General features: G+C 31.1%; 19 protein-coding genes. 5 read left to right on the plus strand and 14 right to left on the minus strand.

Features of this window, described 5'->3' with window-relative positions; all coding sequences use genetic code 11:
• The 6 genes from WFZ86_RS20425 to WFZ86_RS14900 all read right to left on the minus strand — a co-directional run.
• A partial coding sequence (locus WFZ86_RS20425) for a pentapeptide repeat-containing protein (RefSeq protein ID WP_425402881.1) occupies positions 1 to 373 on the minus strand: 373 nt, incomplete at its 3' end.
• A gap of 378 nt (positions 374 to 751) precedes the next feature.
• Positions 752 to 1,936: a restriction endonuclease subunit S gene (locus tag WFZ86_RS14880; protein WP_342692659.1), complete on the minus strand. Its 1,185-nt coding sequence runs from the start codon at positions 1,934 to 1,936 to the stop codon at positions 752 to 754.
• 138 nt (positions 1,937 to 2,074) lie between these two features.
• Positions 2,075 to 3,664, minus strand: coding sequence for a type I restriction-modification system subunit M (locus tag WFZ86_RS14885; protein ID WP_342692660.1), 1,590 nt, complete (start codon positions 3,662 to 3,664; stop codon positions 2,075 to 2,077).
• A 563-nt stretch (positions 3,665 to 4,227) separates the two neighbouring features.
• Positions 4,228 to 5,037, minus strand: coding sequence for an ImmA/IrrE family metallo-endopeptidase (locus tag WFZ86_RS14890; protein ID WP_342692661.1), 810 nt, complete (start codon positions 5,035 to 5,037; stop codon positions 4,228 to 4,230).
• Positions 5,024 to 5,428, minus strand: coding sequence for a hypothetical protein (locus WFZ86_RS14895; RefSeq protein ID WP_342692662.1), 405 nt, complete (start codon positions 5,426 to 5,428; stop codon positions 5,024 to 5,026). The genes WFZ86_RS14890 and WFZ86_RS14895 overlap by 14 nt, the downstream gene beginning before the upstream one ends.
• A complete protein-coding gene (locus WFZ86_RS14900; protein ID WP_342692663.1) occupies positions 5,418 to 6,020 on the minus strand; it encodes a hypothetical protein in 603 nt (200 codons plus the stop codon). Before WFZ86_RS14900 ends, WFZ86_RS14895 begins: the two co-directional genes overlap by 11 nt.
• A 109-nt stretch (positions 6,021 to 6,129) precedes the next feature.
• Between WFZ86_RS14900 and WFZ86_RS14905 the strand changes: the two genes are divergently transcribed.
• From WFZ86_RS14905 to WFZ86_RS14925, 5 genes are read left to right on the plus strand one after another with little or no spacing between them, the layout of a single operon-like run.
• Positions 6,130 to 6,444, plus strand: coding sequence for a DUF3892 domain-containing protein (locus tag WFZ86_RS14905; protein WP_342692664.1), 315 nt, complete (start codon positions 6,130 to 6,132; stop codon positions 6,442 to 6,444).
• 10 nt (positions 6,445 to 6,454) lie between these two features.
• A complete protein-coding gene (locus WFZ86_RS14910; RefSeq protein WP_342692665.1) occupies positions 6,455 to 6,898 on the plus strand; it encodes a lecithin retinol acyltransferase family protein in 444 nt (147 codons plus the stop codon).
• The gene (locus tag WFZ86_RS14915; protein WP_342692666.1) at positions 6,879 to 7,889 is read left to right on the plus strand and encodes a CBASS cGAMP-activated phospholipase; all 1,011 of its coding nucleotides are present in this window, start codon (positions 6,879 to 6,881) and stop codon (positions 7,887 to 7,889) included. Before WFZ86_RS14910 ends, WFZ86_RS14915 begins: the two co-directional genes overlap by 20 nt.
• A gap of 2 nt (positions 7,890 to 7,891) precedes the next feature.
• A complete protein-coding gene (locus tag WFZ86_RS14920; protein WP_342692667.1) occupies positions 7,892 to 8,833 on the plus strand; it encodes a CBASS cGAMP synthase in 942 nt (313 codons plus the stop codon).
• 3 nt (positions 8,834 to 8,836) lie between these two features.
• Positions 8,837 to 9,526, plus strand: coding sequence for a hypothetical protein (locus tag WFZ86_RS14925; protein WP_342692668.1), 690 nt, complete (start codon positions 8,837 to 8,839; stop codon positions 9,524 to 9,526).
• 81 nt (positions 9,527 to 9,607) lie between these two features.
• Here the strand turns inward: WFZ86_RS14925 and WFZ86_RS14930 are convergent, their stop codons facing one another.
• The 8 genes from WFZ86_RS14930 to WFZ86_RS14965 form a co-directional block, all read right to left on the minus strand.
• Entirely contained in the window at positions 9,608 to 12,229 is a 2,622-nt protein-coding gene (locus tag WFZ86_RS14930) for a DEAD/DEAH box helicase (RefSeq protein WP_342692669.1), read from the minus strand.
• A gap of 3 nt (positions 12,230 to 12,232) precedes the next feature.
• Complete coding sequence (locus tag WFZ86_RS14935) at positions 12,233 to 14,017, minus strand: site-specific DNA-methyltransferase (protein ID WP_342692670.1); 1,785 nt, start codon at positions 14,015 to 14,017, stop codon at positions 12,233 to 12,235.
• Positions 14,018 to 14,030: 13 nt separating this feature from the next.
• On the minus strand, positions 14,031 to 14,936 hold the full coding sequence (locus WFZ86_RS14940) for a hypothetical protein (protein WP_342692671.1): 906 nt from the start codon (positions 14,934 to 14,936) through the stop codon (positions 14,031 to 14,033).
• A 2-nt stretch (positions 14,937 to 14,938) separates the two neighbouring features.
• Positions 14,939 to 16,090 carry a DUF3696 domain-containing protein gene (locus WFZ86_RS14945; protein ID WP_342692672.1) on the minus strand — a complete coding sequence of 384 codons (1,152 nt, stop codon included), beginning with the start codon at positions 16,088 to 16,090 and terminating at the stop codon, positions 14,939 to 14,941.
• The gene (locus tag WFZ86_RS14950) at positions 16,087 to 17,193 is read right to left on the minus strand and encodes a GmrSD restriction endonuclease domain-containing protein (protein ID WP_342692673.1); all 1,107 of its coding nucleotides are present in this window, start codon (positions 17,191 to 17,193) and stop codon (positions 16,087 to 16,089) included. The genes WFZ86_RS14945 and WFZ86_RS14950 overlap by 4 nt, the downstream gene beginning before the upstream one ends.
• Before the next feature lie 15 nt (positions 17,194 to 17,208).
• Positions 17,209 to 17,730, minus strand: coding sequence for a hypothetical protein (locus WFZ86_RS14955; protein WP_342692674.1), 522 nt, complete (start codon positions 17,728 to 17,730; stop codon positions 17,209 to 17,211).
• Positions 17,731 to 18,035: 305 nt separating this feature from the next.
• Entirely contained in the window at positions 18,036 to 18,200 is a 165-nt protein-coding gene (locus tag WFZ86_RS14960; RefSeq protein WP_342692675.1) for a hypothetical protein, read from the minus strand.
• A 15-nt stretch (positions 18,201 to 18,215) separates the two neighbouring features.
• Positions 18,216 to 20,354 carry an ArdC family protein gene (locus WFZ86_RS14965; RefSeq protein ID WP_342692676.1) on the minus strand — a complete coding sequence of 713 codons (2,139 nt, stop codon included), beginning with the start codon at positions 20,352 to 20,354 and terminating at the stop codon, positions 18,216 to 18,218.
• Between the last annotated feature and the right edge of the window lie 2 nt (positions 20,355 to 20,356).

A 20,356-nucleotide genomic window follows, 5' to 3' on the forward strand; every position in this document is an offset into this window, starting at 1 on the left:
TGGAAACGTCCGCATTGGAAACGTCCGCATTGGAAACGTCCGCATTGGAAACGTCCGCATTGGAAACGTCCGCATTGGAAACGTCCGCATTGGAAACGTCCGCATTGGAAACGTCCGCATTGGAAACGTCCGCATTGGAAACATCCGCATTGGAAACATCCGCATTGGAAACATCCGCATTGGAAACATCCGCATTGGAAACATCCGCATTGGAAACATCCGCATTGGAAACATCCGCATTGGAAACAACATCCCCAAACAAACATTCCATTTTATCAGTGCATATTGTGATAAAATAGGCACCATTATTGCCATAATCCCAATTTTGCAATCGGGCGGATGGAATGCGATATTTATTTTGAAATTTTTTCATATTTCATTATTATTGAATATCATCATTTTTTTATAAAATGATTCATTTTGCTATATGCTATCCGGTACAGACGCGATTTATCGCGTCTCTTTCATTACCTACAATTCGATTTCATCAATATAGACGCGATAAATCGCGTTTCTACCATTTCCAACAATTTTATAACGCACAAATAGACGCGATAAATCGCTTCTCTACATCATGCAAAATCGCAATTACGGTATGCATTATCCGCCATGCTATCCGCAGTACAGACGCGATAAATCGCTTCTCTACTATCCTTCACAATTCGAATTTGCCAATATAGACGCGATAAATCGCGTTTCTACCATTTCCAACAATTTTATAACGCACAAATAGACGCGATAAATCGCGTCTCTACACAAACATTTTTTGCAACAATCCTTTTTTAAATAATTGTATTTTTTCTAATTCGTCCTTCGTGTTTTCTATTTTGGCATCGATGCTGGATAAAAAATTGGCGATTTTTTGTTGTTCTTCCAAACATGGAAGTTCAAAATAGAATTTATCAAAAAAGTTTTTTTTACTTATTCTAACTCTACCAGAACCACTTGAAAGACTTAATAATTTTTTTTGATATTTTTCAGTTAAAATAAGATTTGAAAAAAATACATTATTAATATTACTTCCTGCTCTTATCCAACATACATCTACACTTGTTACATATAATCCTGTAAATTTAAATACACATGCATTCAAATTCACATCAACCATTCTATTAATAAGTAAATCTCCGTTTTCAATTAAAGTTCCTTTAATTACTTTAAAGTTTTTTTCGGATAATGTTTTCATTGGTTTATTTATAAACTTTCCAAAACCTATATTACCTAATTGAATTATAGAATATTTTTCACCAGCATCAATATTTTCAGATAATATCCAATCTCCATCACCATGAACAAGATTCTTAAAATCACCCAATCGTTTCTCCTCCCAATCAGGGTAGTCCTTTCCATTCTCGTCTTTGAAGCGCAATTTGCCTGAGAACAATTGTTGCATTACGCCTTTTTTGTATTGTTCTAACAATTCCTTTTTGCGGGACAATTGCTGTATTTTTTCATCGATCGCACTTAAAAAGGACGCTATTTTTTGTTGCTCAGGGAGGGAGTTTGTAATAGTTACATTAACTTTTTTTATATTTTGAACAGATAAACCAGGTTGTGCTTGACCAGTAGCATATTGATTTAAATTTTTAATATTCAATATATAATACATCCAATTTTTATCAATATTTTGATTAACATTTACAACGATGGCATGTTCAGTTGCATAAAATTTATTTTTTGCAAATGTTATATTTCCACAAAGTGCACCCTGACGACCAATCAAGGAATAATTACCATCATAATTAAATGATGATGTATAACCTCTTAACCCATTTCCGCCATAACATGGAAACAAATCTTCTGAATAATTGTCTTTTATTTCCGATGCAGAAATGAATTTGCCAGCTTGCATAGTACATAAATCTTCAATATTTTTCTCCTCCCATTCCCCTTCAAACCCCTTAAACCTCAATTGTGGTACGTTTAGTTTATTCATGGCAGGTATTTTTTTGCGTTAGGGATAGAAGTGAAAATCCTTTTTTGCCTTTTTTCGGGCAAAAAAGATTGTAACGGATAGCCCGACCCGATAGGGGAACGCCCCAATACTCTTGTGTATGTAAAGTACTTTTCATGATTAAAATGGGGTTTGGATTCCTAATTCGGTACAAAAATCGGTTATGGTAGCATCGGTTGTTTTGCTTTGGGTGGCTAAGGTGCGCAATTCCTCGGTTATGGCTTGTAGGTCTATGGCGTCTTCTTCTTCGAAGGTATCTACATAGCGAGGGATATTTAAATTATAATCATTTTCGGCGATGGTAGAGACGCGATAAATCGCGTCTGTACGGGAAATAGGGGCGATTTGCGAATATTTTTCTTCGGTGGTGCGGTTTTTATAGGTATCGATTATTTTGTCAATGTCTTCTTTGCGCAGGACGTTTTGGGTTTTTACCTTTTCAAAATGTTGGCTGGCGTCTATAAACAAAATGTTTTCGGGATCGGTTCGTTTTTTCTTCAATACCAAAATACAGGTTGGGATGCTGGTGCCGTAAAAAATATTGGCGGGCAAACCTATCACGGCATCGAGGTAGTTTTTTTCTTTAATCAAATATTCGCGGATGTGTCCCTCGGCACCGCCACGAAACAGTACGCCGTGAGGAAGCACGATGGCCATGGTTCCGTTTTCGTCTAGCTGGTGTATCATGTGTTGCACAAAAGCAAAATCGGCTTTGGAGCTTGGGGCGAGTTTGCCATAAGCAGAGAAACGGTCGTCGTTCATGAACAAAGGACTCGCAGACCAATTGGCAGAGAAAGGCGGATTGGCCACAATGGCTTCAAAACGCAAATCGTAATGCTGTGGGCGTTCGAGCGTATCTTCGTTTTTGATGTCGAATCGCTTGTAGTGTACATCGTGCATGATCATGTTCATACGACACAAGTTGTAGGTCGTAGGATTCATTTCTTGTCCATAAAAAGCGCTGACGTCTTTTACTTCTTTGGCTACACGCAACAATAAGGAACCCGAACCGCAAGTGGGGTCGTAGACGCTTTTGAGTTGGTCTTTGCCAACGGTCACTAGCTGAGCCAAAATGCTACTGACTTGCTGGGGCGTGTAGAATTCGCCTGCTTTTTTGCCTGCGCCACTAGCAAACTGCCCAATCAGATATTCGTAAGCGTCGCCCAGTACATCGCTATCGGTATTTTCTAAATCAAAGTCAATTTCGTCTAGATGCACGAGGACTTTAACAATGAGTTCGTTTTTGTCGGCTTCGGATTTTCCTAGTTTGTGTGAGGTCAAATCGAGGTCGGAAAAGAGGTTGCCAAAATCTTCCTCACTTTCAGAACCCATAGTGCTTTGCTCAATATGTGTGAGTACTTTGGACAAATCGCCGAGGATGAAATTGTTTTTTCCGCCTGCGTTGCCTCTTCTTGCCAATTCTGAAAACAATTCAGATGGCAATAAAAAGTAACCTAATTTGTCTAAAGCTAATTGTTTGATTTCTTCTAAAATTGCGGCTTCCTCTGCATGTCCTTCGATGTCTTGAAAGGTCAATCCATCGGGTTGAAGGATGGTGTTGGCATACAATTCCATTTTTGTACTCAAGTACTTGTAAAAAATAAATCCTAATATGTAGTCTCTGAAATCATCGGCATCCATTTTCCCACGAAGGGTGTTGGCAATATTCCATAGTTGTTGTTCTAATTTTTGTTTTTGTTCGGCTGCCATGAAGCAAGTAGGGTTTTGTATTAAATTGAATGTAAATTAGTGCTAAAAGTATCGAAATTTTGTGGAAGTGAAAAATGGAAAACCGTAAAGTAGCTATAAAAAACAGTACACCTATTTGTGATCTGAATTAACTCAGGGTTGTATCTTTTGTTTTTTGATTCTTTTGGAGATGGTAGGAGTGTAGTTTTTTACTCTTGAGTAATAAATATTGAGCCTTACTGTTTGCGCCTCGAAGTTTCTGGTGTTTTGAACTTGATCCTGTTAATCCTATAAAATAGCAAGGAAAGTATTAAAATGAAAAAAGCACCTCGTTGAGGTGCTTTTCGCGGAGAAAGAGGGATTTGTACTCCTTCTCTAATGCCTTTATATATAAGGATTATATATTTTTTTCCTATTTTAGGGTCTCGCTTTTGCCCCTCATTTCTGAGTTGCAAATTTTGAAATCTTACAAAGCAAATATAATGAATTAAAAATTACTATCAAAATTAACTAAAAAATAGATGTTCAATGGCTGTACTTGTTACAAATCTGTAGATGAAATAATTAAGAATTAGATATAACTCTTATTCTTCCCATATTACCGAAATTATAGTTTGATATTGTTTTGTTGGAATACAATATTCAAAAAAATCACTATCATCTTCATCCTCTTTTAATTCGAACCAAGTTGATTTATCTATAGTCTGAGTTTTATCATTACCTGTGTAAATATACTCATATCCCGCTTCGACATATTCTTCTGCAACAGAATTTTGAGGCGGCGGAAGTTTAGTTATATTTTGAACTCTTACCCAAAAATTATTGGATTTACTCCAATATCTAACGATACCTGCACTTATAAAGACAACAAAAAGTGGATATATATCTAAAGACAATAATCGATAAATAATTGATGTTATACTTGTTTTAAATCTTTTTGACAACTGTTTAACTAAATCAGGCGAAAATTTTTTACGAAAGGTTTCTTTTCTAACTAATGCTTCAGGCATTAATAATTCTGCAGCAAAATCGTTTGCTTCCCACTCTTGAACTCCTTTTTTTGCTTGCTGTTCTGCAGAATTGAACCAATTTAAGGAATTAGAAGTTTCATTATGTACTTCAAGTTCAAGCTTGCTATGCAATAGATAATGACCGACTTCGTGAGCAATTGTAAAACGACGTCTTTCCTCAAACTGAATATCCGAATTGACTTTTATTAAAGTTTTAGTGTTTCCCCTAATAATTTTACCATCAGAATTAGGAAGTGACTCTTCAATTAATGTTGCTCCAAGTCCAGCAACAAATATATCCATAGGAATGTCGGTAATTTCGTCAAAGCCAATTTCCTCAAGTAATGCTTTAGCTTTATTAGAACCTTTTTTATTTTTGATCATCTTCCAATTGCTCCAATAATTCTAATAAATTTTGATCTTTAATAATTTCCTTGATTTCTTCAACATCCAAGTTTTCAAGATTTCTATATTGAACTTGAAATTGATTATTAGCAATCAATCCTTTTAAATAACTAATTGGCTTATCGATATTTTTTTCAATTGCGTTTTGCAATAAAAGTGAAGCTCTTTCTAATAATAATAAATCTTTCTGCTTATTAATTATTCCTTTTAACAAAAAAGAATGCTTACGGAAGTTCTTTTGAGCATAAGTTTCCATATCGGCAATATCATGACCATCTGCTTTAAGCATTTCATCATACGCACTAGAATCTCCTTCAATAACTTGAGAGATAATCGCTTCGTCAATCTTTTTTATGAATTTATTTTTCATAATTCAAAACTTTCAATTTTTCCTTAATAAGAGGTAATTTGCGATCTAATCGCTTTTTGATATTTGTTAATTCTTCATTACTTATTCCAAGTAATTGTGATAAATCATTCCTCTTCATTTCATTAATAATATATGGTTCAAAGAGCAGTAATTCAACATCTGTTGCTCCCATTGATTCCAATTCTATATGACATGCTGATAATAATAACTTATACTTTTCGTCATCTTCAGAAATGTCGGAATCATGTTCTAAAATTTCAAATGTGTCACTTGCTTTTTCAAGCTCCGCATTTAAAGTGTTATAAATTACACTATCAAGTCCGCTGATAATCTGCTTTCGAAAGTCAGGAAATTTTTCAGGATACCATTGGCGGCCACCATCTCTTAAAAATGACTCTATTGTATCATTAATTACATCTTCAATCATAATACCTCTAAACCCTCTTTCCTTGTTATACTTTATATTAAAAACAGTCTTGAGCCTAATTATAGCATGCTTGAAAAGAACCGTGTAAAACTCAGAAGTATAAATCTCCTGAAGTGCACGGCATTTCTCATCAAATGTTGCAACTTTTCTATTATCTGACTTCATTTTTATAGTAATGCTTAAATTTTTTAAAAAATTTCCATAGGAATGGCAATTTATGAAATTTTTATAGCATTACAATGTATACAAGGTGATTAACTAAAAAAAAAGGAGAATGAGCAAGTCAGCAAATTATGTAATATCAGGTGTGTGGAAAGATTCTAATAAAAACATTACTCATGTAATGTTACATCCTGTTAATGATGGAGATTCATGGAATATGGGTGAAAAAACATCTGAGGCCAGTACAATAGCTTTATTAAAAAAAGGTAATGTTATCAGAACAATAATATGGAATTACCCAGATTGGTTTATAAAATCCAAAGTAACATATATTCAGGCATTTGGAAAAGAATATTTGAGGAGTGAAGCTAATGCTACTACAAAAGATAATTTAGACAATTTAATATCAATGAAAGCAATTAAATAAAAATATGAATATGAATAGAGAATTACAATTAATAAAGCAATTAGACTTAGAACCTGGAGACAGAGTAGTTGTACCAAAAAGTTTGTTAGGTATTGTGCAGCATCATGCATTATATCTTGGATATAATAGCCAAGGACAGCATCTAATCTGTGAAAACATAATTGGTGTGGGTGTAAAGTTAACAAGAGTTGAAGATTTTTTTCAAGATGTAATAAGTATAACACGTGTAGAAAAATTTCAAGGGAACGATTTTGAAAGAAGAAAATTAGTAGAGAAAGCTTTAAGTAAATTAGGAATGCCTTATAGCTTAATAAACTATAATTGTGAAAGTTTCTGCAATGACATCCAACATAATATAATAAAAAGTTTCCAAGCATCTGTTGGATTATTTCTAGGTTTTATTGTAATAATGATTACTCTAATTAATACTGATTATGGAAAGCAAAACGTTTAAAATACTTTCAATTGATGGAGGCGGAATTAAGGGATTATATAGTGCTTCCATTTTAGCTTCACTTGAAAACAAAACTGGTAAAAAAATTGCTGATCATTTTGACATGATTTGTGGTACTTCAACCGGTGGATTAATTGCCATAGGACTTGCGAATGGAATGAGTGCAAATGATTTGGTTGATTTGTATACAACAAACGGCTCTAAAATTTTTCCTACTTCAAATAGTAATTTTATTAGAGGTTTTCAGAATTCATTTAAATCCATTAAGCAAATTTTCTTTTCAAATAAACATTCTGTCAAGCCATTAAAAAGGATCCTTGAAGATTTGTTTGGAGACAAAACGATGAATGATGCTACTAATTTACTTTGTATACCAAGTTTTAATTTGACAAATGGTCAACCAAAGGTCTTTAAAAAGTCAGGTAGTCAAACTGAACATTTTGTAGATAATACTATAAAACTCGTAGATATTGCTTTAGCTACTTCAGCTGCACCAAGCTATTACCCTGTTCATGAACATAACAATTTCTTATATACTGATGGTGGTGTTTGGGCAAATAACCCTTCATTATGTGGACTATTGGAAGCAGTAGATTATTATGTAGGTGAGGAAAAAGAATTTGATGATTTCCGTATTTTATCAATTTCTAGTATAGCTACTCCTAATGGTTGGGTATCAACATCAAATAAATCAAAATCCATTATCGGTTGGAAGGAGAAAATGTTTCAAACAGCATTAGATGGTCAGTCTTATTTTACAGATTATTTTTTATTAAAAATTGTACCTAAAATAAATCCAAAAGGTAAATACTTTCGAATAAAATCACCTGAATTGTCAAAAGCTCAAATGAATATTATTACCATGGATAGAGCTGATAAAAAAACGTTATCCACCATAAAATCATTAGGAAATCAAGTTGGGAATACATACGCAACAAAGCCTGAAATTCTAGAATTTTTTAAATCTATTAAGAACTATAAAAACATATAAATATGGCAAATTGTCACAACTTGTTTGGAGAATTTAATACTGAAGTTTCTCTAACGTCAAATAAGAAAACAAAGATGACCACATCTAAAGATGGGTTGAGAGAAAGAATTAGAAAATATTTTAAAGAAAATCATTCTGAATATATCCCAAAGTTTTACATACAAGGCTCCTATAAAATGAAGACTGGTATTAGGACTAAAGATGATATTTGTGATTTGGATGATGGTGTTTATTTTTTTAGAACCCCTGATGTTACTGCAACCACGTTACAAAATTGGATTTGGGATGCTGTTAACGGTTATACTTCTACTTCACCAGAACATAGGAAAAAATGTATTCGAAACATATTTTCAGGAGATTACGAAATTGATATTCCTGTTTATTATAAAATTGATGGACAAGAATATAAATTGGCAGTTAAAAATAATGGTTGGGAAGATAGTGATCCAAAAGCACTCATAGATTGGTTTAATGAAAATAAGGATGCTAATGGAAAAATTATTAAAACCATTAAGGAGTTAAAAGCTTGGTGTGACCATAAAAGAAATAAAATGCCAAGTGGACTTGCGATGACTATTTTAGCGATGAATGCTAAAGATAAAATTGTACTTAATGATAGGGATGATATTTTATTAACCGATATATTAAGAGAAATTAAAAAAGCTTTAGCACAAAAATTTGAATGTATAGTTCCTGTAACACCGAAAGACAATTTGTTTTCAGATTATGATGAAAATAGAAAAAATAATTTTCTAAACAATTTGGATAGTTTTCTTTCTGATGCAGAAGCTGCATTAAAGGAGCAAAATCAACTAAAAGCAAGTAGATTATGGCAAAAACATTTAGGAACCAGATTTCCTGATGGAGAAGATAAAAATGAACAATCAAATAGTAACGCTGCCACAACTGGTGGAGCGGCATTATCTAGACCTTGGGGGAAATAATAAATGAAAGGCTATACCATTTTTGTAGAACAAATAACAGATGTCATTAAGAAACACAAGGAACTATCATATAAAAATGATGATGGTATTCCATGTGTCTTTGGTTCTTTCAACTTAACGGATCAATATGGTGCAATTGAAGATAGCTATCAAATTGAAATTAAATGTGTACCTAATTATCCTAATAGTTTTCCATTAGTATTTGAAACTGGTGGCCGTATTCCAAAAAATGTAGATTGGCATATTTTTGAAGCAACGGGCAACTGTTGTATAGCTTCACCTCCAGAAGAAATCATAATTTGCAATAGTGGCATAACTTTGCTTTCATTCATAGATAATCAAGTTAAAAATTATTTTTACAGCCAAATATATAGGAACCAAAATGGTTATTTTTTAAAGGAACGATCTCACGGCAATAAAGGTTGGATTGAGTTTTTTGAAGAAACTTTTATGACTGATAATATTTTTAATATTGAATTTGGGTTAATCCAAATTATTGAAGGAAAAAAAATAGATAGAGTTTCTATTTGTTTTTGTGGTAGTGGTAAAAAATATAGAAAATGCCATAAGAAAAGCTATGATATTTTATCAAAATTAAGTTTGGATAATATCAACTTTTTTCTTCATGCTTTACGAGAAACAAAAGAGTATAAAATTGCTGTTTATCAGAGAAATCAGTTACCCATTAGATAGTTTTCTAATGAAGATAACATATTTAAATCTTGATTATGTTTAATCCCTTACGGCATCTTCTAAATAATTATTATAGTTTTCTTAAATATTTTTAATTAAGTTTAAAAAATCTTCTAATTTATATGCTCCATCTACAGTTCTTCTTTCATAAACCATAAAATAACGGTAATTATTGCCTGCCTTATTTGCCCAAAAATTACCAAGTCTAATTTTTTGTTCAGCATCCAAATGGTCGCCTTTAGTTTCAAGAATTATTGTTTTACCACTTTTTGTTTGAATAATAAAATCAGGGTAGTGATTCACAAAACCATTTATCCTAAATCCTCTTCTTTCGATATTTCTTGTCCAAAATGAAATATTTGTCATGTTACCTATTTCATTAATAACTTTCTCTTCGTATCCATTCATACTGCCCTCTTTCTCATAAAGCGATTTTGTAATATCTTTTGAAGTTGTACCAGGAGAAATGTTAGTAGGCAAATTAAATGAAGGTTTAATAAATACTTTATCAGTATCTAAAAAATCTTTAAATTTTTGTTCGGCAAATGCTTCAGATAAAAATTTTATTTTATTCTTTATTTTATCTGTATAAGTGTATTCATTATTAGCAAAATCATTAAACTGTTCGTCTGTGAAATCTTCTAAAATTAGTTTAATATATTTTTCAATTTCTTTGTCTGGAATCGGATACATATTTCCAATTATATCCATTATTCTTTTAGTGAAATTTTTCACTCTTGTATCTTTTCTTGATGGGTCGAGAATATACGCCATCACACTTTCCTTTACAAGACCATCAAGTCTAACAAATGTTGGAGTGTGTTCGCTTTTTGTTTCATCTAAATCTACTTTGTATAATTCTGACGAAATACTTGCAAAATCAATCTTTCTTTCTTCTTGACTTAGTTTAAAACCTTCTAATAGATTTTCTTTTTCTAGTGGTAATTCTTCTTCTTTTTTTCCAAATAGATCATTTGCAGGTACTTTTAAGAAGAACTGTGGAAGAGAAATTTTTTTAGCTTCTTCTTTAAAAATGTTTTTAATACTATATGATTTCACAAGTTGTTGAATTTCGTTAGGTAAAACAATTGTTTTGTTTTCATCTATCTCGGAAACGGTTCTCTCAAAAATTTCGTTTTGGTCAAAAGCAGTTTTCTCAATTTCTGAAATTGTTGTGCTTGGTGTTTCAGCAGGCATTGAAATTCTTGTTACATCAATATCTGCAGTAATATCCTCAGAACTGTCTTTTACTAATTGCTCATTACTAGCAAAAACATCAAGTTGTGCTAACGGATTTTGTTTTTTTGGTTCTTCAATTGTTGTTGAATTAACTAATTTATAATCCTTATCACTAAATCCAGCTTTATTAAGTCCTTTAACAATATTATCTAATGTTTCAAGAAATTTAGATGAAGCGGTTAATACATAACTTAAATTAAGTAAAGGAAAATTATGTTTTGTAACATAAGGTTGCCTTAATACCCTTCCTAAAATTTGTTCTACATCAACAGCTGAACTTTTATCTGCTAAAGATGCTAAAATATATGCAAATGGACAATCCCAACCTTCTTTCAAAGCATTAATTGTAATTATAAACCTAACCTCACAATCTTTGCTCATCAAATCTTCGTTTTTGATTTCATTGATATTTGCTGTCTTTATTTTAATTTGATTTTCTGGAATTTTAAGTTCAATTAATTTTTCTTTTAATTTTTGAACATTTGATTTTTCTTCTTCTTCGTTAATAAAGTCTTTTCCATTTTTGGGTTGTGCTTGAAATAAGACTATTGGACGAATATACTTCCCTCCATTTTTCTCTTCTTCTATTGCTTGAATTTCAAGGCGTCTTTGTAATTGTAGAGATGAATTAATTACTTCTGTTTTGTCTTGATGATTGTAAACAATAACAGGAAGTTTTACCATATTTTCTTTCTTCAATTCTAAGGCATCAATAAAACTAATAATGTTACTATTGTTTCTTGGTGTTGCTGTTAAATCGAGTATAAAACAAGGATTAATTTCTTTAAGCATATCGACACTTAAATCACTTTCTGCGTTGTGACTCTCATCAACTATGACTAATGGATTTAGGTATTTTATTACTGCACCCAAAGTAATGTCATTTTCTTTACCTAAAACTGCTTCAAAAGATTGTAAATTTCCGTTTTCTTGAAAAACCTTCCTATCTTCTTTGTTTCTTGCTCTTAAACTATCAAAACTAAAAACTAAAATATTCAATTGCTCTTTTATAGAAGTAATATTAAAACCACTCCCTTGAAGCAATGTTGCTTTGTCAAAAACCTCAACTTTATTTCCAAAATGAGCGTTAATTTTTTGACGGTATGGATGTGAAGGATTTTTTAAATTTTTTATTGTTTGATCTAAAATTGTAATAGATGGTACCAACCAAATAACTGCTTTTGGTTTTTCTAATGGAAAAGAATCATATATAGTTTTTATAGCATTACATGCAATAAAAGTTTTGCCACCGGCAGTTGGTACTTTTACACAAATATGAGGTACTCTTGGAATGTTATTTTTATAAGGTTCAATTGCAGTTCCAACAAATGGAAATAAAGGGGTTTTTGGATGCTTTGCCCAAAAATCATAAAATGCCTCTTTTACATCTTTGGTTTCTTGAATATATTCCAAAAACATAGAAAGATCAGCGATTACTTGTTGTTGATAAGGTTTTAATTCCATTTTTTAAAATCTTGTTATACCTCTTGGTATTTTTTTGAAAATAATATTATGTGTCTTCATGAATGATTCATCGAGACTAACATTGTCAGCATATATAATATACTGTTCAGCTTTAGTCTTCATGGTTGCTAAAAACTCATGATTTAATGTTGTAGATTCATTAGGCGTTTCAGGTTTGTAATAAAAATAATAAGCGGTGTCATTGTATTTACTTAAGAAATATTTATTATCAATATGATTTTGATTATCGATAACTGTCTTAGTCTCTGTGTAATAGATATAACTCCTTATTTTTTTAATGTCAACAGTTTCGTTTAAATTTCCATCCTCTTTGAAAAGTGATTGATCTAATTTGTAAAAATCAAAACTACCACCAGTACCAGCAATATCTGCATAACCATTAATGACTCTTTTCACTCTTTCAGAGGTAATTGTTTCTGCATAATCTTCCATTTCAATAAGTATAAACTTTCTATTACCACCATCTTGCTCATTTAAATTTAAAACAGCATGTGCCGTTGTCCCAGAGCCAGCAAAACTATCAAGAATAATTGCATCTTTGTCTCTGAATGAACAAATAAGTTTTGAAATTAATTTTGAAGGTTTAGGAAAATCAAATACTTTTTTATTAAATATTTTTCTGTTTTCTTCATCCCCATCTTCATTAGATCCCCATCCACTAGCATTCAAATTTTCAGTGTCAAAATTTTTATGTGTTGATACTTCTATTTTATTTATTTGATCTTTAATTTCGTCAATTAAATCATTATCAATAACTTCCTTTTCATACTCATTAATCAATTCATTTTTTAATTCTAATAAATATTCATTATCTACTCTTGGTAGCCAATCTTTTAATCGTTTAGATCTTGGTTCAGTTACTTCTCTTCTCAAATATAAATCTCTTGTGAAATACAATTCATTAGATTTAGCAAACTCATTTATTTTATCTTGACCATATCTCCATTCGCTTTTAATTGTTACATCGTTTTTTAAAAAACCATTTTCCAATTCAAGTTCTGATTCAAGCTCTAAACTCATATTTCCGGCAGAAATTATACTTCCTTTTGGTAATATATGATTTTTTTCACGGAATGTGGATTTAACACCTTTAGGAATTATTCTTGATCCAATAGCATTGCCTGGATTAATACATGGATAAGTTTCTTTGTGATTTACAACTTGCCCTATTAATCCCTTGAAATGTGCCTTATTCTTACAATATACAATTACATACTCTTTGACATTTGTAATCCAATTATTTAAATGAGAACCCTTTTTCTTCTTTTCCCAACTTAATAAAGCAACTTTGTTTTGAACTCCAAATATTTCATTTGTAATTGAAATCAGATTATGAACTTCATGATCATCTATAGAAATAAAAATTACACCTTCATCTGATAGGAGTTTTTGTAATAGTTTTAACCTTGGATATATCATGCATAACCATTTATCATGCCTGCTTAAATCTTCACCTTCTTTTCCCACAAAATCATTTAACCATTTTTTTATTTTTGGATGATTTACGTTATCATTGTATTTCCATTTTTCTTCCCCAGTATTATATGGCGGATCAATATAAATACAATTAATTCTATTTTCATATTCAGGTAAAAGAGCTTTTAATGCTTCTAGATTGTCTCCGTGAATTATTTTATTACCACTACTTGATTCTTTTTCTGTTATTTCACCATTTTGAAAGCCATAGGAATGTTCCAGTACCTTAAAAGGAACCTCTAAATGATGATTTACTACTTTCTCTTTACCTATCCAGTTTAATGTTGGCATCTTTTAAAATCTATTAAAGGTGACCACCAATGTGACCAATTAGTATTTTATTCTCTTCTATATTTTCGAATCCTTCATGAAAATATATTCTATTTTGATAATATGTATTATCACCTGGTGTATCACTTGTACACAATTTTATATGTGGTTCACAGCAAACACTTTGATTATTTCCTTCGTCATTTACAAATTCATAGGTAAATAGAGGTTTTTTATCTGCATTTCCTTCTAATGAAGCTGTTGTATCTAAATTACAGTTACCACTAAAATGTGTGAGTACTTGTTGACGATGCCTTAAGCCATCTTCTGATTCTCTAAATCTGTCGTTTAAAGCTTCTAAATGATAAACGATTTTTTTTGGAAAATTATTAAATATAGAACTAATAGAGGTGATTGTATTGTTGTGAAATATAATATTTGGAAAATACTTCCTACATTCTGAAATAAAAAATTCTTCATTTTTTGGATATAAACCAAGATAGTGTCTTCTAAATTTTAACCACCCTTTCTCATTATAAACTATTTGAAATTCTGGATCAACTCCGTCAACAGAATTGAATGCTATTAATCCATGACATAAATCTTCATTATGTTCAGGTAATAAAACCTCAATCACCTCTTTACTATTAATGCTATTAGTTTCTGTTTCCAAAACTATCTTTTTTAGCATATTCCTTGCATCTCTATCTATGTTTTTATTTGAAATTTCATCATTGTAAAGTAAATCAGAAATTGAAATATTATTTATAAATAATATGTTATAAATTTCAGGATTGATAAATAGCTTATTGGTTTCTTTATGTTTTCGAATATTAATAAAATCGCTACCGAATGCTTCAATTTTTGTTTCAATTTGTTCTTTAGATGAAGCTGCATTTTGAGTAAAAGATTCAGCTATAATGTAAAATTCTGCCATCATAACTAATCACGTGTATATTTAAATATATCTGCAAAATCAATTTCTTGTTGGTCAAAAAAACCATATGGCCAATTTTGAATTTTACCTTTATTATTCATTGTTAATTTAACAGAATCAAATGATTCATCAAAATAATGGACAGCTAGTTCATCATATTTAATATTTATATTAGGCTTTAAAGCACTAACTCTTAATCCATTTAAAATATGCTCACTATGTGATTCTATAAATACCTGAATACCACATGATGCTACTTTAGAAAAAAATTCTGCAATTTTAGATTGTGCTCTAGGATGTAAATGTGCTTCTGGGTTTTCAATAATGATTGTTTCGCCTGGTTTAGCAATTAAACCTGTAACAATTAATGGTAAAATATAACTATAACCAAAGCCCACATTAGCAGGTTTATAAGCATATGAATTGTTTTTATTATTGAGGAGCATGTATAAAACACTACTTTCTTTATCCTTACCTCCAATTGATATATTTGCTCCTTCAAGAATGTAGTTTAACCATTCTATTGTTTGTTGAAGTACCGATTTTGCATCATTCCCAAGGTATAATACATCATTAACATTAGATAAATTTATAGATTCTGCTAGGATATTAATTGTGTGCTCGCCCCTTGGTCCAACATGTAAAAATTCGGGTAAATTTGTTTTTTCGACATATTTAACAGGACCAAGTCTATCAGCACTAACAAAATGTATTTTTTTTAATATTTCAGAAAAAGTCAATATTATTTCATTAATCTCTTTATCATAATTGTTAATTACAAAATTTTGGTCTTGTGAAATGATATCTAACTTAACAAAATCTGCTAGTAATGGTTCATCAGGATTTTCATTGAATTGAATTTTAGCTTCATCAATAAAAGGCAAATCAAATTTTATATTAAAATGAATATTTTCCCCTCTAGGAGTTTCACTGTTTTTAATGTCATCAAAGTTCCCTAGATTTATCAGTTCATCATTTATAACTAATTTTTTTAAGTTTTTATTTTTCCATGCTGATTGAGATAAAATCAAGAAAGCTTGTAATAAAGAAGATTTTCCTCTACCATTGATTCCAGTTAACAAATTAATTTTTGAAAACTCAAATGGTTTAGAATTTGTAAAACACTTAAAATTTTGTATTTGTATTTCTTTGATCATTCTGTATCTTGATTTAAAATTTCTTTTGCTAATCTAAATCTATCTAAAACTTTAGCTTTATTTCCAGTTGATTTTGTAACCGCTTCAAAATAGATAGGATCATTAATTAATTTAGTGTAATTTGCTTTTATAATTTCTTGATTTCTAATTAAAAACTCATTTGAAGCAAAGGATAAATACACACAAACAGATTCAAGAATTGCCGTATTAATTGTTCCTCTTGTATGATCGGTTGGAATTCTAAAGTTAGCGTCTCCCCATATTTCAAATGACCATCCCATTACTCTTAAAAAGTCCTCTTTAATTTCTTCTATTTTCTCCTCATCAACTTTATTGATTTTCTTCATAGCAGTTTCAACAAAATCACTCATGTCACCAGTATATTCATTTTGATAATCAAACCATCTAAATGATAAATACCTTAAAATAACTTCTCTATCTTTCATTCTTTTATCCGAAACCCCCCAACTTATGGCTTCTTTAAAAAAATATTGCTCTGAAAGCTCTTTAAGTAGCTGAGTAGATTTACCAATAAATATACAATTTCTAACTTCTTGCCTATTTAATTGTGTACCTCCTGTATTAATACGATTAAATAAATCATAAATAACAACCATAGGTGTTGAAGGTTTTAAAACGAAAACAGTTAATTTTTTATCTTCAAATTTTGATTGTAAAACCTCAGGTAAATCTTTGAATCTATATGAATTATATTTAGGTAAAGCCTCTATACCTGATAAAGCATACTTCCCTTGATAAAATTCTCTAAGGGCTGTTGATCTTTGTAAACCATCAATAACTATATATGTTGAATCTTTAGTTTCATTCAAATAAATTGGTGGTAATGGAAAGTTTAAAATAATGGACTCAATAAATTTACTTTTTTGAGTATTATTCCACACCTGATTTCTCTGAAAATCAGGTTGTATTGTAATTTTTCCTTTTTCTAATTGTCTTAAATACTCAAATATTGAAAATGGATCTTCTCCAATTTCAATATTTTCATAAGCTGGATCATATGGATAAAGCCCACCATCATTCTTATCTTCTAATGAAGTATCTAAATCAGTTTCGATAATTATATTTCTAATTTCCTCTTCCATTACAAATGTTTTATATTAAGAATTTAAAATCCTTTTTTCTAGTTCTTTTTTTGCAATCTCTTTTTCTCGAATTCTTCCAACTCTTATAGTATCAACCATTGTTAATAATTCATATAATTCCTTATCATTTAAAGTTGCTTCTACCACAGTGTTATATAATGGCTCAATAGCTTGTCCTCTTTCTAAACCTTTAGCATATGGCCAAACATATTTTTCGTTTGATTCGATAATTTGATTTAAAGGTTCTGCTGCATGTGCTGTTAAAACCCCTCTAACAATAGCTCCGGGTTGTTGTGGAAAAGCATAGGCAACACCATGAAGCAAAAATTCGGTAAAAGCTAATTTGTTTACTTTTTTTCTTGTATCATCAATTAATCCTGAATATTTGGAACGGTTTAGTGATTGACTAACCTCTGATTGACTTATACCTAGTTCTTGAGCAATGGTATGATGAAACCAAGTTTTATCACCTAATGCAATTATTTTCAATAAAATTACGATGTCCTGTGGTTTTAAGTTACTTTTTGCATGTATCATAACTATATTTCATATTGCGATATGCAATATTAATCATTAAATTTAACAAAAACAAAGTTTTAAGGACACATATCGTATATTGCAATATGAAATATCTGATTATATATATGGAAAATTTATTATTATCGATAGAAAGTACTTGATAATTTAACAACTAGTATTAATTTTTATAATTTAATAATTGTGTTTCATAGCTAAAATATCAGGACAAACCTGACAATTAAACTATAAAATATCACTAACTAAATACAAAAGCCGTGCTACATCTCTGCAACACGGCTTTCCCAATCAACCCAAATCAAAAACTATTTCTTTACTTTTGCTTTCACAACTTTTCCTCCTTTAACATAGCGATAACCCTTTTTCAGAGTTCCGTCTTTTTTAACGCCTTCACGTTTGATTACACCGCTACAAAGCTTTTTAGCTGAGATTCTTTTTTTTCCTTTTGATTTTACTTTTTTAGCTACCATGATTTCTGATTTTAGTTATTTGACTTTAAATGATAATTTCTTTTTTTTGGGTTCGTTTACTACTTTTTTGAAGTACATCGAGTATTTCAAAGTAAGATCATTACCTCTGTTTTTCTCCAATGTGGCAAACCGTTGTTTAGGGTCGGGATGTGATGAACAATGAATCACTGAAGTTGGATTGTGAGCCATTTTATTACCTCCGTACATAGCTCCGTTTTCTTTCACTTGAGAAATGAAGCACCAAATAATTTTCGGGTATTTGGTTCTCAAATAATTTAGCTGGTCGGCAGTAATTTTCAAATCCGTAACAGAATCCGCAATAATGACTTTGACCACCTTGCAGAATCCTTGTAATTCCTCAAAAGGGTTTTCTAAATAACCTTTTATGGCTATATACTTTCTTCCTGCTTCAGTAGTATTTCTGTTGATACTATCTACTGTGTCCTTGCTTTCAATTCCTCCTTGCTCATAATCGATATAAGCTACTGGAATTTGTGCTTCTCCAAAAGCATTGGCAATCTGCATGGCCAACTGTGATTTTGAACTGTGCTTGTTTCCTTTTATTAGGATTAAAGCTTTATGAGGCTGTTGTTTTTGTAAAAACTTCCCAATTTCGCCACCCAGTACAAAAACATCTTTTACTTCCTTTGGTACAGAATTAGCAGAAATAAAACCAAGTTTTTCAAGCGCATTAAGGCTTTTATCCTGATTGGAAGCAACTTTACTATCTCTTTTTTTAACTACAGTTTGTACAGTTCTCTTTTTGGTTAATTCAGTATTTTTACTTGCCACAATTGAAGCTGATAGTCCGATTTTTTTAGCTTTGGTAACTTTAGGTTTTACCTTTTTCTTTCCTGGTCTTTTTGCAGCTACTTTTTTAACCTCTTCTTTCACTATTTCCGATTCTTCACTTTCTGTATTTCTACCTAATATGTAATTGACTGCTTTTTGGGATTGCGCTGAAGCTTTCAAGAAAAAGCGGTTATCATTTTCCAATTCATTCACCAAAACAGTATTCCAGTTTTTAAGATACTTTGCTGAATTTTCTTTAGTTTGAAACAATATGCCTGCTTCGGAGCACATAAAGACGGCTCCGAGTTCAGCGATCAGTTCTTCAAAGGCATAAGGCTTACTTCCAAAGGTTCCAGTCATATCCCTATTCAATCGCTTTTTTGCTCCTGTGGAGTGTGTGAGTTCATGAAAAAAAGTACAGTAGTAGGAAGCTTCTTTTTTGAAAGCTTTGATATTAGGCATGTTAAGTTTATCGGTTGAAGGTTGATAATAGGCTCTATCTCCAACAAAAGTGTATGTGGGTGGATCTTTATATCCATCAATAAGACTTTGGGCTTGTTCAATTGGATTCACGTTTTTATTACCTGTTGCTTCAGGAAATTTCAAACCTGTACAATCATCAGCTCTAAAGACATTGTAATATTTGATTACTGGGATCTTTTGCAGATGCTCTCTTAAATCTTCTTTAGTTAATCCATTGGCTTTTACAAACTCGGCAAACTTTTCCCTGTCCGTAGTTTTGAACTGCAAAACACCGTTGTCAAAACTGAAAATCATGGTGTAATAAATTACACGTCTTGCTTTACTGTCTTTCTTTAAACTTGCACCAGTTTCCTTAATCTGGTTGAATGTTAAATAATAAGGCTGAATGAACTTAATTGGTACTAAATACCCTTTACCTTCTTTGTCAAACTTAATATCGAAATTGAGTAGGAAGTTTGCTCCTGTATATTCTTTCTTGCTAACATAATTTTTAGCTGCACCTTCAGAACCTGAACCAACCCAATCTTTTTGCCAAGGCAAATGCCCGACCTTATCAATTGTATTAATAATCAAGTCTGTGATGTAGCTATAAATATCATCAGGAGAAACACCATTTAGCCCTCCTTCTGAATCTTCTTCAGAAATGTATTCCAATGTTGGAAGAATGATTTTTTGCTCTGCTCCACTAAGTCCAGCAGGTTCTATTAATTGCATTAGCTCAATAGTAAAAAGTGCATCATTATTTTGCTGTAAAACTTTACTAATCCGACTTGCAATAATCGAATGCCTCTGCTTTTTAGCTCTTGTTAAAAGAGATTTCAAAACGGAACGTTTTACAGTTTTACCGTTAAGATTATTGAATGATGATATTAAATCCATGC

It is taken from the genome of Flavobacterium polysaccharolyticum, from assembly GCF_038739875.1.
Lineage (GTDB): Bacteria > Bacteroidota > Bacteroidia > Flavobacteriales > Flavobacteriaceae > Flavobacterium > Flavobacterium polysaccharolyticum.

Excerpts from the sequence above, each read along its gene's own strand:
- WFZ86_RS14880 (WP_342692659.1), bottom strand. The coding sequence starts at position 1,936 with ATGAATAAACTAAACGTACCACAATTGAGGTTTAAGGGGTTTGAAGGG.
- WFZ86_RS14885 (WP_342692660.1), bottom strand. The coding sequence starts at position 3,664 with ATGGCAGCCGAACAAAAACAAAAATTAGAACAACAACTATGGAATATT.
- WFZ86_RS14890 (WP_342692661.1), bottom strand. The coding sequence starts at position 5,037 with ATGATCAAAAATAAAAAAGGTTCTAATAAAGCTAAAGCATTACTTGAG.
- WFZ86_RS14895 (WP_342692662.1), bottom strand. The coding sequence starts at position 5,428 with ATGAAAAATAAATTCATAAAAAAGATTGACGAAGCGATTATCTCTCAA.
- WFZ86_RS14900 (WP_342692663.1), bottom strand. The coding sequence starts at position 6,020 with ATGAAGTCAGATAATAGAAAAGTTGCAACATTTGATGAGAAATGCCGT.
- WFZ86_RS14905 (WP_342692664.1), top strand. The coding sequence starts at position 6,130 with ATGAGCAAGTCAGCAAATTATGTAATATCAGGTGTGTGGAAAGATTCT.
- WFZ86_RS14910 (WP_342692665.1), top strand. The coding sequence starts at position 6,455 with ATGAATAGAGAATTACAATTAATAAAGCAATTAGACTTAGAACCTGGA.
- WFZ86_RS14915 (WP_342692666.1), top strand. The coding sequence starts at position 6,879 with ATGGAAAGCAAAACGTTTAAAATACTTTCAATTGATGGAGGCGGAATT.
- WFZ86_RS14920 (WP_342692667.1), top strand. The coding sequence starts at position 7,892 with ATGGCAAATTGTCACAACTTGTTTGGAGAATTTAATACTGAAGTTTCT.
- WFZ86_RS14925 (WP_342692668.1), top strand. The coding sequence starts at position 8,837 with ATGAAAGGCTATACCATTTTTGTAGAACAAATAACAGATGTCATTAAG.
- WFZ86_RS14930 (WP_342692669.1), bottom strand. The coding sequence starts at position 12,229 with ATGGAATTAAAACCTTATCAACAACAAGTAATCGCTGATCTTTCTATG.
- WFZ86_RS14935 (WP_342692670.1), bottom strand. The coding sequence starts at position 14,017 with ATGCCAACATTAAACTGGATAGGTAAAGAGAAAGTAGTAAATCATCAT.
- WFZ86_RS14940 (WP_342692671.1), bottom strand. The coding sequence starts at position 14,936 with ATGATGGCAGAATTTTACATTATAGCTGAATCTTTTACTCAAAATGCA.
- WFZ86_RS14945 (WP_342692672.1), bottom strand. The coding sequence starts at position 16,090 with ATGATCAAAGAAATACAAATACAAAATTTTAAGTGTTTTACAAATTCT.
- WFZ86_RS14950 (WP_342692673.1), bottom strand. The coding sequence starts at position 17,193 with ATGGAAGAGGAAATTAGAAATATAATTATCGAAACTGATTTAGATACT.
- WFZ86_RS14955 (WP_342692674.1), bottom strand. The coding sequence starts at position 17,730 with ATGATACATGCAAAAAGTAACTTAAAACCACAGGACATCGTAATTTTA.
- WFZ86_RS14960 (WP_342692675.1), bottom strand. The coding sequence starts at position 18,200 with ATGGTAGCTAAAAAAGTAAAATCAAAAGGAAAAAAAAGAATCTCAGCT.
- WFZ86_RS14965 (WP_342692676.1), bottom strand. The coding sequence starts at position 20,354 with ATGGATTTAATATCATCATTCAATAATCTTAACGGTAAAACTGTAAAA.